Below are 14,186 nucleotides of genomic sequence, written 5' to 3' on the forward strand. Positions count from 1 at the left end.
GACCGAATTAAATCATCACTCGTGTCAGGTAGTCAGATGTATCATGTTTATTTAAATGATGTTAAAAACCTTCTTGTTCTGCGTGGTCTTGATGCCAGTTCATCAAATGTTCAAAGTACAGCGATGGGTATTCTCGGTCGAAGGATTGCTACACAAGCTGAAATAATGGCTTTTAATGATCTTTTTCTAATTTTGGGGGGATGATGCTGGTGACAGCGCTTATGGTATTACTCTCTAATCGTGATTTTCATTTATTTCAAAAGAAAGAGGAATTAACATGAAAACAGATGAACCAAAGGGGATCTGGAGTTATTTGCTATCCCGCGACGCTCGAATGACAATTATTTTACCCATAATTATATATAATGCTTCATTTTGGCTATGGAGTGCAGGGGCCGCACTGGTTTTAACTGCGCTTTATTCAGGGGTGGTTGAGCTATATGCTAAAGAGCGCTCTTCGCTTTCTATTGTTTTACTAATTTTGGTCTCAGGTGTATGTCATTATCTATATCTGCACGGCTATACTCTGCTTGGGATTAGACAAGAGAGTGTTTTTCTTTCCGTTAGCGGAGCTTTATCTGTTGTTGTTGTATTTATGTTTTACTCTTTCATTGGCCGTCCATTTATTCGAGGGTTGGCGGAAAAATCGATGCCAAGATTAAAAACAATTCCTGCTTATGGAACACCTGCTTACTCTAAGGTTTGGCGAGAGTTATCATTTTTATGGATAGTTATTTATTTAATTAAGGCTGTGTTTATATATCAGGTGTCATATCATAAAGGCTTGCCGGTAGAGCTGTTTGTTTTATTGGCTGGATGGCCATTGACATTGGCGATGGTATTTTTTAGTTTTTATTGGCCAAAGTATCGCTGGTCATCAATAGAATCTATCAATAAATCTTAACTTAACAAATAAATACTAAGTTGCTTTTATCTTTTTAATTAAAATGAGGCATGCGATGAATCAGCTTAAGAATGAATTGATAGTATTAAGTCGCCATCCCGATGGAGAGGTTACAACTGAAGATTTTCAGTTGCAAGAGAATAGAGTTGAAGAGTTAAAGGAGGGTGAGTTTTTAGTTGAAAATAGATGGCTCTCTATTGATCCTTATACTCGTCCTCGCTTAAACAGGAATACATCATTTGTCGACCCAATAAAATTAGGAGAGGTTATTCAAGGTGAGACAGTTGGGGAGGTTATATCTTCTAAAAATTCTGACTTTAAATCCGGTGACTTGATTTTTTCATTTTCAGGATGGCAAAAATATTGGGTTGGTAATGAGAAGAGTTTTGCTACTTCTCGCCTCCCATCAACGGAGCTTTCGCCAACGGTTTTTTTAGGTATAGTAGGGACGCCTGGGCGTGCAGCTTACTTTGGGCTGAATAAAATAGCTAAGCCTGTGCCTGGTGAAACTCTAGTTGTATCGGCGGCATCAGGTGCTGTTGGCTCTGCTGTTGGTCAGCTTGGAAAGATGGCTGGATGTCGAGTCGTTGGAATCGCAGGTAGCGATCATAAGTGTCGCTATGTTGTGGAAGAGCTAGGCTTTGATCAGTGTATTAATTATAAAAAGGATGACTTAAACATAGCCCTCAGTGATGCCTGCCCAAATGGAATTGATATATATTTTGAAAATGTTGGAGGGCGAGTTTCATTATTTGTTGCTAAGTTTCTTAATGAGGGTGCAAGAGTTCCAATTTGTGGTAATGTTTCTAACTACAACAAGGGATATGATGTTGATGTCTCCGCTCCCAGTAAGTTTTTCTCATCGCTACCGAATGCACCCTTGTGCCGATTCTTTCTAGTGACTGAGTGGTATAAAGATTATGCTGAAGCAGAGGGATGGCTATTTAATGCTGTTCAACAGGGTGATCTTAAGTATCGGGAAACTATTACCTATGGTCTTGAGAATGCACCTCAGGCATTTATTGACTTGTTGAAAGGAGAGCACTTTGGAAAGCAAATAGTCAGAGTTTGATATGTTATAAACATTCCATCATCTAGTGTGACTTTATGAAATTATTAATCAGAATAATAATTCTAGTGCTTATTCTAGCACTCGCAGGTTTTGCGTATTGGTTTTTATACGGTCGTTACTTTCAATCTACTGATAATGCTTATATACAAACAGATATTACTAATGTCAGTTCCAGAATTAGCGCGGTCGTCGTGGAGTCCAAAATTATGGATAATCAGAAAGTTAAAAAAGGTGATCTTTTGGCAAGATTGGATGATCAAGAGTATGTAATTAGTGAAAAGCAAGCTGAGGCTACTTTGGCTCAAGATAAAGCGGATCTTGAAAATTCACAAGCAGCTTATCAAATGCAAAAAAGTACTATTCTCGAATATGAAAGTGATATTAATTCAGCGAAGGCGAGATATCAATATGCCTATCATCAATATAGACGTTTTCAGACACTTGAAAAGCACCATTATGTTTCGAAAGGCGATATGGATAATGCAGCTTCATCCTTCAAGGTTGCTGAAGCTGAGTGCAACCAGGCTAAGGCCAGTTTGAAGACACAGATAGATAAACTTAAAGTTCAGCAGAGTGAGATTCAAAAAGCTACAGCTATAGTGAAAGAAGCTCAGGCAAATTTGGAACAGGCTAAATTGATGCTTAGTTATACCCGGATAGTGGCTCCTATCGATGGTGTGATCAGTAATCGGACTCTGCAGGTTGGAATGATGGTACAGGCTGGACAGTCTATTGCCAGTATAGTCTCTGATAGAACTCCCTGGATAAGTGCCAATTTTAAAGAGACACAGAAATCGAGAATGCATAAGGGACAGCCAGTAGAGGTGTCTATAGATGCTTACCCGGGTAGAATATTTAAAGCTACGGTTGACAGTCTTTCTCCTGCAACGGGTGCTACTTTTGCCTTATTGCCCCAGATAACGCAACGGGTAACTTTACTAAAGTTGTTCAGCGTGTTCCTGTGAAAATTGTTTTTGATAATCCTGAGCACATTGATAACGGGCTATCAGCAACGGTGACAGTCGATACTCGAAAGTAGTTTAAATTTATAATGTTGAATAAGAGAGAGTCTTGAAAGTGATTGTTTATTACTTGTTAGTTTTCATTGAGTACTGACAAGTAATTTTTCTTAAATCTTGAGTAGATCATTTTGAACGATTATAGATTTATCATAGATAGAACCTTAAGAGTTTAGTGAAGTGAAAATGCCACCTAAGGTCTTGTCCTTTCTTGATTTTCGCTGCTGTGATTTGACAGCATTTCGCAGTATATATTGCTCTGCCCATGCGAGGCGTTGCTCAATCTCAGACCATGCCTGATGGATTAGAGCCTCCAGTATCTCGGGCTCTGCCTGTGGTTTGGTTCCACTTAAGAGGGAAGGCCCCATCACGGGGCCTGCCATGGATTAGCGTCTCATCAGATCCGACAGCTGCAGACCCGCCAGGGTATCTACCAGGATATCAGCTCCCTGCAGCGGCTCATCGACCGCAACACCGACCGCAAACATACCGGCTCCCTTGATCCCTTCGATGCCGGCCTGGGCATCTTCAAAGCCGATGGCTTGTTGCGGGGTGATGCCAATCGCCTCGGCTGCCCGGATAAAGATCTCCGGATGAGGTTTGCCGTGAGTCAGGGTCTGTGGGTCGACGATATGGGCGAAGCGTTCCTTGATCCCGAGTTTTTCCAGGATATGGGGGGCATTGCGTGAGGCTGAGGCGATGGCACACTGGATCCCAAGGGCATCGGCCTGATCCAGCAACGACAGGATGCCGGGCAGGATATCGCCCGGAGTGAGCTGCTCCAGCAGTTCAACATATTCGCGGTTCTTCTCATCAGCGAGGGCGAGTTTTTGCTGCTGATTGTAGAGATCGGCCTTGCCTCCGTAGGCCAGGATCTTCTCCAGGGATTCGATACGGCTGATTCCCTTGAGCTGTTCATTGAACTTTTCATCAATCTCAATGCCCAGGGAGTCTGCCATATTTTTCCAGGCGATATAGTGAAACTTAGCTGTGTCAGTGATGACACCGTCCAGATCAAAAACCAGTCCTTTCATCGGGGCTCCGTCTTGATATTCAATGGTGGTGGGTTGATTGGCTGTCAGGGCAATGCGCTGATTTTTCACCTGGATCTCGGTGGACTGATCGCTGGTGATCACAATGCGTTGGTGATCCATGGTGAAATGGAAGCGGGTGCCACGGTACTGGGTATTGAACTTGATCTCATCCCAGGCTTTGGGCAGATGTGGGTTGATGGTCAGCAGCTCCCCACGCAGATCGATCCCGGCATAGGTAGATAGGGTCACCACTAAGGTGGCGGCCATCACCCCGGTATGGATTCCCTCAGCGGTGGTGCCCCCTGGATGTCGTTGTAGTCAGAGCCCAGGGCATCCAGGAATAGATCCCATGACAGGGTTTCGTTACGCACCATCTGCGCCAGCTGGGCATGGACTACCCGTGACAGAGTTGAGCCATGGGAGGTTCTTGCCAGGTAATATTCGAGGTTTTTCTCCAGGTAGTTTTCCGGCAGCTGATAGTTAAGGTCGCCTAGGATCTCATCAATCTTTTGCGGATGCAGGTTATAGAAGGTCATCAGGGTATCGGCCTGTTTGGCGACCTTGTAGTCATCGGCAGACTTGCCTTCGGCCTTGAGCAGGCGATCCATCCGGTAGATGTTGCCATACTTTTCGCGGTAGTGATCCCAGTCAAGCTCCTTAAGCTCCTGGTAGCCCTCATATTGAGAGATGATCCCCTGGTTACTGATCTCCAAGGTCAGTTTGTGCTTGATCTCATCGAGGCGCTTAAGCTCCTCAAGGCTAAAGCCGATCTTATCGGTGACCTTGTGGGCATCATCCCCAAGCTGCTCCAGCAGGGCCGGGATCTGCTCAAACAGCCAGGTCACCATCATATTGGTATAGGCGTTGTTACTAAGCCCGCCGTGGTCACTGCCAGGATAGGCCTCGTGGAACTCATCGGGACCCATCACCTTGTCGATGTTGTAGCGGCCGGTGTTGGGATCCAGGGTCGCCTTACTGGACCAGAAGCGTGCGACCTCCAGCATCATCTCGGCGCCATAATCTTTCATGAATGCCAGATCATAGGTGATGTTGACATAGAGCCACACATTATAGGCAACGGCCAGCGAGACATGGCGCTGCAGGCAGCTGTAATCATCCCCCACTTGCCGGATACAGGGTTGAGATGGACCGTCTGGGTTTCCTCTGTGCCATCGGAGCCGGATTGCCAGGGGAACATGGCTCCCCGGTAGCCGTGCTCCCGGGCGTAGGCCCTGGCGGCATCGAGGCGCTTGTAGCGATACATCAGCAGTTGACGAGCGGTGTCCGGGAAGTGCACATCATAGAAGGGCAGCATGAAGATCTCGTCCCAGAAGATATGGCCACGGTAGGCTTCGCCATGCAAGCCCCGGGCGGTGATCGAGGCATCGAGCTGCTCATTGTTGGGAGAGCCGGAAACCAGCAGGTGGTAACTGTGAATGCGCATTAGCTTCTGTGAGAGCAGATCGCCTTTGACCTGGATATCGACCTTGTCCCACAGGGCGTTCCAGGCAGAGGCTGCACTCTGGGCAAGCTCGGAAAACTGCCCCGGGCGGCCAGAGCCCTGGCTTTGGCCGGGAGATCTTCCTGGGTTTCCAGGCTGGTGTAGAGAGCCACTGTCTTCTCCAGGGTGTAGCTTTGATCCTGGCTGGCATCGAAGCGTATCTCTGTGCGGGTTTTGGCGGTTTCGCACCGGTTGTGCCATTTGGCAGCTTGTGGCCCGCTGAATGTCAGAGCCGCGGACTGGGCGATCTCAATCCCGGATTGGTTGGTTTTCATCACCAGGGTGGAGAGGCATCCATCACACTCTTCACTGACAGGGGTCAGATGCTTAGAGCTGAGGCTGCGATAGCGTTCGACGCCATAGTTGATGATCTGACCATCAATTTCAGAGATCAGGGTGATTGGCTTGGAGAAGTTCAGTGGGGTAACTGTGTAGGAGATCCCATAGTGGTGTGGGTTCTCCATGTCGGCCACTTTTTTCACCAGGATCTCAAAGCGGTTTTGCTGATCATCCTCTCCGATCAGGCGGGTTGTCAGCTGGCTGGTTTTGAGATCCAGCTCGCGCTTGAGCTCAAGCACCTGGTGTTGATTCGGGCAGTAGGCCGAGGCTCCTTCAACCTTCAGGGTAATAAACTGGGCATTGGGCAGGTTAACAAAATCCTCATTGACCACATCCCGCTCGGCGATCCGGGTCACCAGCTTGTTATAGGCGCTGGCCACATAGGTTCCGGGATAGTTATCATCGCTGGCTTTGCTTTCGGTCAGGGCGCCACGCACCCCCAGGTAACCGTTGCCCACGGTCAGCATGGATTCTTTGGATCGCTCTTTTTTGCCACCCTGGTACCCATAGTATTCCAGGGTCCAGCTGCTGTGTTCACGCTGCTCGGCGAATTGCTTGGCCAGAGCTGGCAGCTCCTCTGGTGCTTCACCACTGAGAACCGGGACATTCAGGGTATCGGTCAGCAGCAGGCGCGCATCGGCAAGCTCGCCATTGAAGCGGATCACCGACGATGAGTAGCGGCTGGTTTCGGAGCCGATGACAACAGCGCCACAGAACGCATCAAATGCGCGGCAGATCTCTGCTCCCAGCTGTCTTAGCATGGCATCGCAATCCTGCCCCTCGAGGGAGAAGTGTTGCTCGTGGCTTATGGCTTGATTGTCAATCTGCTGAACGCAGGCCTGTGAGTCTGAAAACCGAATCTTTAAATATCTCATCGTCTAATATCCCTTACACCGAATGGCTAATCTGGTTTATTGCAGACGCAGCAACCCCTTGCAGTCCCGGATGCCAGGGATGAAACGGGCGCGTCTCATCGATTTTTGCATCAGCGGGGCTACAGTCAGCCAGGATAGTTTGGCTCTGCTCTATCGTGTTACTTGGGTTGTGCTCTAGAACTGCGTCTGCAGATCGAACTTGATTGATGCTTGCTTTGTGCTGTTTGGCTCTCTGCTGCTAGGGTTTTTCATAAAGGGCCCGCAGGCCCTTTCTGGCTTAGAAAACTTTAGGGGCAATTGCTGAGTCTTCTCCAAGATCCAGCTGATGGCGGCTCTCTTTGCGCTTGTAGACCGCAAGCGTCAGCAGCACCGGAACCACGATGGCGACCAGCATGGCGCACAGGTAGACTCCCCAGAATGGTGTCTGAACAGAGAGTATTGCCGGGATCCCGCCAACACCTATGCTGTTGGCCAGGACGCCACCAAAGCCACAGATACAGGCTGCAATGGCTGAGCCGACCATGGCACACAGCATGGGGAACTTGTATCTCAGGTTGATGCCGTACATGGCTGGCTCTGTCACTCCAAGATAGGCTGAGATCACCGCCGGAACCGAGATCTCCCGCTCATTTTTCTTACGGCTGATGAGGACAATCCCCAGCACGGCTGAACCCTGGGCGATGTTACTCAGGGCGATGAGTGGGAATACCGGGGTGCCTCCCATCTGGCCGATAAGCTGCAGATCCACGGCGTTGGTAGTCTGATGTACTCCGGTGATCACCAGCGGGGCATAGAGGAAGCCAAACAGGGCGGCGCCTATGGGGGCAAATTGGCCGGTCATCGCTTTTTGTACGACCCAGCCAACTCCATTACCGATCTCACGACCGGCAGGACCGATCAGCGCATGGGCCAGGAAAACCGCGAGGATCAGGGATAGAACCGGAACCAGCACCAGGGTCAGGCAGTCGGGGATGATCTTCTTAAGACGGGTTTCAATAAACGCCAGCACCAGACCTGCCAGCAGGGCCGGGATAACCTGTGCCTGATAGCCCACCTTGGCGATGGTGAAGTAACCAAAGTTCCAGACCTCGGGGATCTTGGAGCCCAGATCGTAGGCGTTCATCAGCTGTGGAGAGACCAGGGTGATCCCGAGCACGATACCGAGAATGGGTGTCCCTCCCAGCTTTTTCACCGTGCTCCAGCAGATGCCAACCGGCAGGAAGAAGAAGATCGCCTCACCGATCAGCCACAGGAAGTTGTAGACACCGGTCCAGAACTGGCTGCCGTGCATCAGTGGGTGGCCATCGACCAGATTGATATCGCCGATCAGATTTCTAAAACCCAGGATCAGACCACCGGCAACGATCGCCGGGATCAGCGGGATAAATATTTCCGCAAAGTGAGATATGGTCCGTTCCAGGACACTCATGTTTTGGCGGGCAACTTTTTTCAGCTCCTCCTTGTTGACCTCGCCAATCCTGGCGACTTCGGTAAACAGCTTGTGGAACTGATCGACCTGAGGCCCGATCACCACCTGGAACTGGCCAGCATTGGTGAAACAGCCTTTGACCGAGGGGAGCTCTTCAATCCCCTGGATATCTGCCAGTTCTGTATCTCGCAATACAAAGCGCATGCGGGTGATACAGTGGCTGACACTGACGATATTGTCAGCGCCGCCTATCAGTTTGAGGAGCTGCTCAATCTCCTGCTTTTTGATCTTTGCCATGAGTGGTCCTTGAATGGTTTCTCTTGGGAACGTTCCCATTGTGGCCCGGAGTGCCGAATTTTCAACCGTGGATTCTCTAAAATGCGATCCTCTTCACAATCAAGTTGCAGCATAGAGTTATTTGGCTATCCGGATTGCCATGACTTCCTTTCCTGCTTCGCTGATGTTTCGGGCTGAAAACTGTTTAACCCGGTTGATACTTGGGAGCGAAAATCTCAAACGCCTTTGCCACATGATGGCAGAATATATTGATCAGCTCTCGGTCTGACTCGCTCAGCTGCATTCCTGTGAGCCCCTTGACGTAGAGGATGTGCTCGCAGCCATGGGGCGAGCGGAAGTAGGCCAGGTAGTGATCGCCGTGAGCGTAGAGGTGTTTACGCTGCCTTGCCAGATCAAGCTCTGCATTGAATTCATCAGGGAGCTCTTCATGGCTCAGGTTGGTGTATTGGCTGAAATCACCGATCCCCACCAAGACTTCCTTGGCCAGGTACTTATCGTCAAGGGCCGGATTTTCTATCTTGTAATAGAGGGCGTCACTCCCCAGGTGCAGGAGTATAGTGAGCTGCTCCAGGACATGAATCGCAAATTCCCGGATCGCCTGTTGATGGTAGAGCTGATGGGTTGAACGCAGCAATTTTTCAAGGTTTCTCTTGGTGTTTTCTATGGTCTGAATGTCCCTAAAACAGCGGATAGAAGTGTAGATGGCAACCTTGAGCTTTTGTGCCGTGAGCTCGGTTTTCTCTTTATAGTCGTTGATATCATAGTCTACGACGGTTTCCAGCTCCGGGGCCTGGCCGGGCTGGCCGGTTCGTAGCAGGATCCGGGTATGGCGATTTTTCAGTGTTTCACGAATATAGCGAGCGACCTCAAGTCCTTCATGGTCGGTCTCCATTACCACATCCAGTAGCACCAGGGCGGTTTGCGGATTGGCCTTGAGCAGTGCTCTTGCTTCCTGGCCACTATAGGCGTTGAGAAGCTTGAGAGGGCGACCGAAACAGTGCAGATCCTTGATCACCATGGTGGTTAACTGGTGAATATCGGCCTCATCATCCACTGTGATTATGGTCCAGGGTGGCGTTGTTTCCTAAATCGATGGAACCTTTTGGTTTGAGCAAGATCTGATCTCCCATCGTCATGATGGGAAGCTTCAAATGGGTAAATCCAACGGCAAAATCAAGAACTGGTCTCAATACAATAAAGCATTGGTAAAGCGTGGCTCGATCACCTTCTGGTTGGATGAGAATGCAGTCAAAAACTGGCATTGTCAGGAGCACCATGGCGACAGAGGAAGAGGCTTCACGTTCAGTGATACCGCTATCGAAACCGCGTTGATGCTCAAAGGAGTATTCAGCCTTCCACTGAGGGGGTTGCAAGGATTCCTTGATTCGGTCTTTCAGCTCATGAATGTTCCTCTTAAGTCACCGACTTATAGCTGTATCAGCAAACGAGCGAAGACCGTTGAGATAAAATATCGCCGCCCCAGCCGAGGCCCTGTTGCTCACGTGGTCGTTGATGGGACAGGGCTCAAAATCCACGGTGAGGGAGAGTGGAAAATGCGCAAGCACGGAAAAGAAAAGCGCCGAGTTTGGCGCAAGCTCCACCTGGCTGTTGATGCTCAAACTCATGAAATCATAGCAGCCGAGGTCAGCCTTGATAGTGTTGGAGATAACGAGGTGTTGCCGACCTTATTAAACCCACTACGACGCAAGATACAGCAAGTCTCAGCAGATGGTGCATACGATACAGAGGCTTGCTATGCACTGTTACAGAGAAAGGGTTGTAAACCAACGATTCCTCCCCGCAGTAATGCAGCTTACTGGAAAGGAGATCATCCCAGAAATGAAGCTGTCGAAGCGCTTAAAAATGGGCAGCTTTCACAATGGAAGCATGACAACGACTACCATCAGCGCTCGTTAGCAGAAACAGCAATGTCTCGCTACAAACAGCTCAATTCTCCACAGCTGAGCTTACGTTGTTATAACGGTCAGGTTGGGGAAGCCTTGGCCGGAGTTAAAGCTTTAAACAAAGTGATCGGGCTTGGTATGCCTGTCAGGCAGCAAGCTGCCTGAATGGGTACAAGTCAATTATCAGACTCGGATTTAGGAAACAACGCCGTCCAGGGTTCAGTTAAGCGGGTGTTCTCATGGGGTGAGGTCTGCTGTAACTGGGGCTGCTTGCGATGAAAGTGCTCCCGAAGATCGATAGTTCTTTGCTGGCTCATGGTCGCGTCCCTTGCTTTACCCCGCGGCACACTCCTTGTGCCGGATCCTGAAGCTACTCAAAGAGCGGGTTGTCTAATGCTTAAGTTTAGAAGGTCTGGGATCGGTCCGGTAGCTAAACTGTCAGCTTTGACAGCTGTGGCTGGCCATTTGGCACAAACTTATTGTGGGATGAGGGAGGGCAGGGAGATGGCAAACAGTTACCATCTCCTCATCCAGCCGATTCTGCTAGTTGACGGTCTCGGGTGTGTGCAGGCTGCATTCACAGAGTTGCTGTGAGATCGGTGCCTTTTGCTGGATCTGTGCCAGCAGCTGTTTGGCGGCCAGGTGGCCAGCCCGCTCGTAACCCAGATCGATGCTGATGGTATCCGGAAACAGGAACTGCAGCAGTTCGCTGTAGCCGACACCGGAGATCTGAATATCATCGCGGCCGATCGACTGGACATAACGAGAGGCCCCCAATGCCAGGGTGTCAGAGGCACAGACCAGCGCCTGGGTTTGCTCGGTGATCACATCGGCAGCCAGGTCATAAGCACTTTGAAAGCTCAGCTCGCCGGTCGCATAGTTCGGTTCCAGGGCGTAATCTTTGCAAAAATCGAGGTACGCCCGGGTCCTGCGTCGACCTGTGGTTTCATCCTGGGAGCTGACTCCGATAAAGCCTATCTGGCGCTTTCCCTTTTCATAGAGGTGGCTGCAGGCCATCTGGATCGCACTTTCATCGTCATAGCAAACCGATGAGAAGCCATCAACGGGCCATGCCAGCAGTACCAGCCGCTCTTCCCAGGACTTGAGGATCTGAGCGTCCAGGCCGGTGAACCCCAGCAGAAGAACGCCATCAACGCCACGCTGCTTAAGAGTTGTCAGGCAGTGCTCCACCTTGTCTATCTCCATCTGACTCTCCATCAGGATGGTGTCATAGTGGTGAGGTGTCAGTTCAGAGAGGATGCCACGGATGAGCTGATTTTCAGAAGGTGAGTCCAGACGGGTGAGAACTACCCCCAGGACCATGGAGTGTTTGCTGCGCATCGCCTTGGCCGAGCGACTGGGGACAAATCCAACCTCTTCAATGAGACTTAAGATCTTATCCCTGGTCGCAGCCCTGACTTTCGGGTCCTGGTTGAGAACTCTTGAGACGGTGGATTTGCCGACACCAGCCATCTGTGCAATATCGAGAATGGTTAAGTTTTTTTGCATTTTGAAAAAAGGCGACTCATTCGCCGGGAGTATGAATGCAGGGAGCTTGACATCTTGGCATGAATGAGACAGCTGGATCAAGGGCACAAGAGGGCTGAGGGTGTGAGGTACCCGGGCTTTTTACTTAATTAAGTGCCGGGATTTCCCATCGAACCCAACTGCTGACGCAGCCACTGCCCGGCAGGACCCAGGCTCTGTTTTTGGGTCCACAAGAGATCCAGTTGAATCACTATCTCTTGGTCGAAATCGATCGCAAGGGTCGAGACTTCTCCCAGAGCCAGGGGGTGTTGCACCAGGTGCTCGGGAATAAACCCCCAACCGATATTGGCCTGGATCATGTCCAGCACTCCGAAGTGGCTCTCGGTCCACCAGATATCACTGGCGATCCGCGCCCGGTTACGACCGGCTCCCGCTTGTTTATCGGTAACCAGGATCTGCCGGTACTGCTTGAGATCGAGGGCCGACACCTGTGACTTGTGTGCCAGGGGGTGTTGATTGGAGGCCGCAGCGACCACATGAACCGACCCGGCACCACGAAAGCCCAGGGTGAGAGGAGCATTATCCAGTCGCTCGGTGATCCCTAGGTGAGCTCGTCCCGAGTGCACCATGTCGACCACATCATCCATCTTGGCAAACAGCAGCTCAAACTCGATCTCCGGGTAGAGGCTGGCAAACTCCTTGAGGAGATCACTGAGCCAGCCGGTGGAGACGATATCATCGACCACCAGGGTCAGTTTGGCCTCAAGACCTTTGCCCATGGCGAGCCCCAGATCGCTCAGGTAGTCACATCGCTCAAGAATAAGTCGCGCCTCAGGGAGTAGCCTCTCACCCTGTTCGGTAAGCGTTGGTGAGCGCTGCTCCCGGGAGAACAGGGTCAGTCCCAGGTCGATCTCCAGATTGGATATGGCGGTGCTGACTACCGACTGCGCTTTGCCCAGCTCACGAGCGGCGGCTGAGAAGGAGCCCGCTTGTGCTGCGGTGACAAAGGCAAGTAGTTGGTCCAGAGAAAAGTTCATGAGGCTCTCGCATTTTTCTATTGGCTTTGTGGAGATTTCAGGGCGTTGCTGCACTTACTTGTGGGGCAGAACTGCTGGCATGGCCATAGTCGTTTGGCCGCTGATGACCGGGCACGATGAATCAGTTGCCCGACTCAGCGTTTGGACACCGAAAACTCCTCTCCATTGTTGCCCATCGGCTGGCCCGAGTCACTAAAGTTCTTAATTTGCGTCGCGAACAGAGTGTCAGGACCCTGTTGAGTTTGCTGAGTCGTCTCTGTATGCATCTATTTTGGGTGGGTTCAGCCGGAATTGTTATGATGATGAACCGAGCCCTCTGGGGGCATAAATATTTTTTGTGTGAGCCAAGTCCTGCAATAGACTTTGGTTCATTCGATCTGCTGCAGAAGCTGGTGGGCTCACAGAAATGGGCAAGCAGAGCTCTGCTGTCAGAGACAATAGATTTGGAGATGTGATGCAAGCGCATGAGAAGCAGCTGATTGTTGATTTAGCGAAACGGTTGGAGAGCTCGTCAGATCAGGCGATCGATCCCCGGGCAGAGGAGCTGATCTCTAAGGAGATCGCCGGCCAACCCCATGCAGTTTATCTATTAACTCAGGCGGTTTTGCTCCAGGAGCAGGCCCTTCGGGAGCAGAAGCAACAGCTGGAGGAGCTCAGGGGTCAGCAGCCTGAAGATCCCGGGCGCACCTCATTTCTGGGGGGCTATTTGGCCAAAAGAGAGGGGCATCTCAGGGGGCTAAGCCGGTGCAGGGGAGTGGATACCCAGCGACAGGAGTGAATCCGGCTAACTCAGGGCGTTTTACCGCCGATAGTTTTCTTGGACGGGCGGCATCAACGGCCATCGGAGTGGCTGGTGGAGCATTGCTGTTTGAGGGGATCAGCCACCTTTTTACCCCGGGGGAGTCCCTGCTGGGGGGGCAGCCAACAGAGCTGGTGAACCAGACGATTATCAATGAGGCTCCACAGGTGGATGCAGGGCCCTATATGGGGGATGTGTCTCAGGGGAACTGGCTTGCTGATGACAGCACTACCCCCTTTATCGATAGCAGTAATTTTACCGATAGTAGCTGGGCAGGCTCTGATTTTTCGGATAACAGTTTCAGCGGCGATTTTGATAGTGACTGGTAAGCGCGAGTCTGCGACAAGGCTTGGCGTTATCCAGTCTGGCTTGTATCGGTGAGACAGGAATCAGACAAAAACTGCCACAGCAAACCCGGGTTTTATTCAGGTTTGCCGTAAATATCGGCCCTTTGTTTGACAATATTTCAGCGAGTTGCGAGCCTGAAA

14 protein-coding genes and 1 pseudogene are annotated in these 14,186 nt (G+C 50.5%); 7 read left to right on the forward strand and 8 right to left on the reverse strand.

Annotated features, from left to right (window positions below; genetic code table 11):
• Window positions 1-36 precede the first annotated feature (36 nt).
• From DB847_RS24705 to DB847_RS04110, 4 genes are all read left to right on the forward strand, one after another.
• Entirely contained in the window at window positions 37-204 is a 168-nt protein-coding gene (locus DB847_RS24705; protein WP_199911713.1) for a hypothetical protein, read from the forward strand.
• A 73-nt stretch (window positions 205-277) separates the two neighbouring features.
• Window positions 278-904 carry a hypothetical protein gene (locus DB847_RS04100; RefSeq protein ID WP_108649572.1) on the forward strand — a complete coding sequence of 209 codons (627 nt, stop codon included), beginning with the start codon at window positions 278-280 and terminating at the stop codon, window positions 902-904.
• 55 nt (window positions 905-959) lie between these two features.
• Window positions 960-1,976, forward strand: a complete 1,017-nt coding sequence (locus DB847_RS04105; protein ID WP_108649573.1) for an NADP-dependent oxidoreductase — start codon at window positions 960-962, stop codon at window positions 1,974-1,976.
• 35 nt (window positions 1,977-2,011) lie between these two features.
• Window positions 2,012-2,941: an HlyD family secretion protein gene (locus DB847_RS04110; RefSeq protein ID WP_199911714.1), complete on the forward strand. Its 930-nt coding sequence runs from the start codon at window positions 2,012-2,014 to the stop codon at window positions 2,939-2,941.
• 440 nt (window positions 2,942-3,381) lie between these two features.
• Here the strand turns inward: DB847_RS04110 and pgmB are convergent, their stop codons facing one another.
• The 5 genes and pseudogenes from pgmB to DB847_RS04145 form a co-directional block, all read right to left on the reverse strand.
• Window positions 3,382-4,296 carry a beta-phosphoglucomutase gene (pgmB, locus tag DB847_RS04120; protein WP_108649575.1) on the reverse strand — a complete coding sequence of 305 codons (915 nt, stop codon included), beginning with the start codon at window positions 4,294-4,296 and terminating at the stop codon, window positions 3,382-3,384.
• Window positions 4,296-5,473, reverse strand: a pseudogene (locus DB847_RS04125) (hypothetical protein). Before DB847_RS04125 ends, pgmB begins: the two are co-directional and overlap by 1 nt.
• On the reverse strand, window positions 5,473-6,744 hold the full coding sequence (locus DB847_RS04135) for a glycoside hydrolase family 65 protein (protein ID WP_108649578.1): 1,272 nt from the start codon (window positions 6,742-6,744) through the stop codon (window positions 5,473-5,475). Before DB847_RS04135 ends, DB847_RS04125 begins: the two are co-directional and overlap by 1 nt.
• Window positions 6,745-7,021: 277 nt before the next feature.
• Window positions 7,022-8,470: a PTS trehalose transporter subunit IIBC gene (gene treB / locus DB847_RS04140; RefSeq protein ID WP_108649579.1), complete on the reverse strand. Its 1,449-nt coding sequence runs from the start codon at window positions 8,468-8,470 to the stop codon at window positions 7,022-7,024.
• 184 nt (window positions 8,471-8,654) lie between these two features.
• On the reverse strand, window positions 8,655-9,524 hold the full coding sequence (locus tag DB847_RS04145) for a DUF3369 domain-containing protein (RefSeq protein WP_108649580.1): 870 nt from the start codon (window positions 9,522-9,524) through the stop codon (window positions 8,655-8,657).
• 97 nt (window positions 9,525-9,621) lie between these two features.
• Between DB847_RS04145 and DB847_RS04150 the strand changes: the two genes are divergently transcribed.
• Window positions 9,622-10,539 (forward strand): IS5 family transposase, encoded by a 918-nt coding sequence (locus DB847_RS04150; protein ID WP_108648954.1) that lies wholly within the window; start codon window positions 9,622-9,624, stop codon window positions 10,537-10,539.
• Between the two features lie 11 nt (window positions 10,540-10,550).
• On the opposite strand, the gene DB847_RS24215 is transcribed toward DB847_RS04150, so the two are convergent.
• The 3 genes from DB847_RS24215 to DB847_RS04160 form a co-directional block, all read right to left on the reverse strand.
• Entirely contained in the window at window positions 10,551-10,691 is a 141-nt protein-coding gene (locus tag DB847_RS24215) for a hypothetical protein (RefSeq protein WP_159084383.1), read from the reverse strand.
• Between the two features lie 226 nt (window positions 10,692-10,917).
• Window positions 10,918-11,883 (reverse strand): trehalose operon repressor TreR, encoded by a 966-nt coding sequence (gene treR, locus DB847_RS04155; protein ID WP_108649581.1) that lies wholly within the window; start codon window positions 11,881-11,883, stop codon window positions 10,918-10,920.
• 128 nt (window positions 11,884-12,011) lie between these two features.
• The gene (locus DB847_RS04160; protein ID WP_108649582.1) at window positions 12,012-12,899 is read right to left on the reverse strand and encodes a LysR family transcriptional regulator; all 888 of its coding nucleotides are present in this window, start codon (window positions 12,897-12,899) and stop codon (window positions 12,012-12,014) included.
• A gap of 454 nt (window positions 12,900-13,353) precedes the next feature.
• Between DB847_RS04160 and DB847_RS25910 the strand changes: the two genes are divergently transcribed.
• Window positions 13,354-13,677, forward strand: a complete 324-nt coding sequence (locus DB847_RS25910) for a DUF2076 domain-containing protein (protein WP_159084384.1) — start codon at window positions 13,354-13,356, stop codon at window positions 13,675-13,677.
• Entirely contained in the window at window positions 13,674-14,027 is a 354-nt protein-coding gene (locus tag DB847_RS25915) for a DUF2076 family protein (protein WP_267897739.1), read from the forward strand. Before DB847_RS25910 ends, DB847_RS25915 begins: the two co-directional genes overlap by 4 nt.
• The last annotated feature ends 159 nt before the right edge of the window (window positions 14,028-14,186 follow it).

Source organism: Dongshaea marina (genome assembly GCF_003072645.1).
In the GTDB taxonomy this organism is placed as follows: domain Bacteria; phylum Pseudomonadota; class Gammaproteobacteria; order Enterobacterales; family Aeromonadaceae; genus Dongshaea; species Dongshaea marina.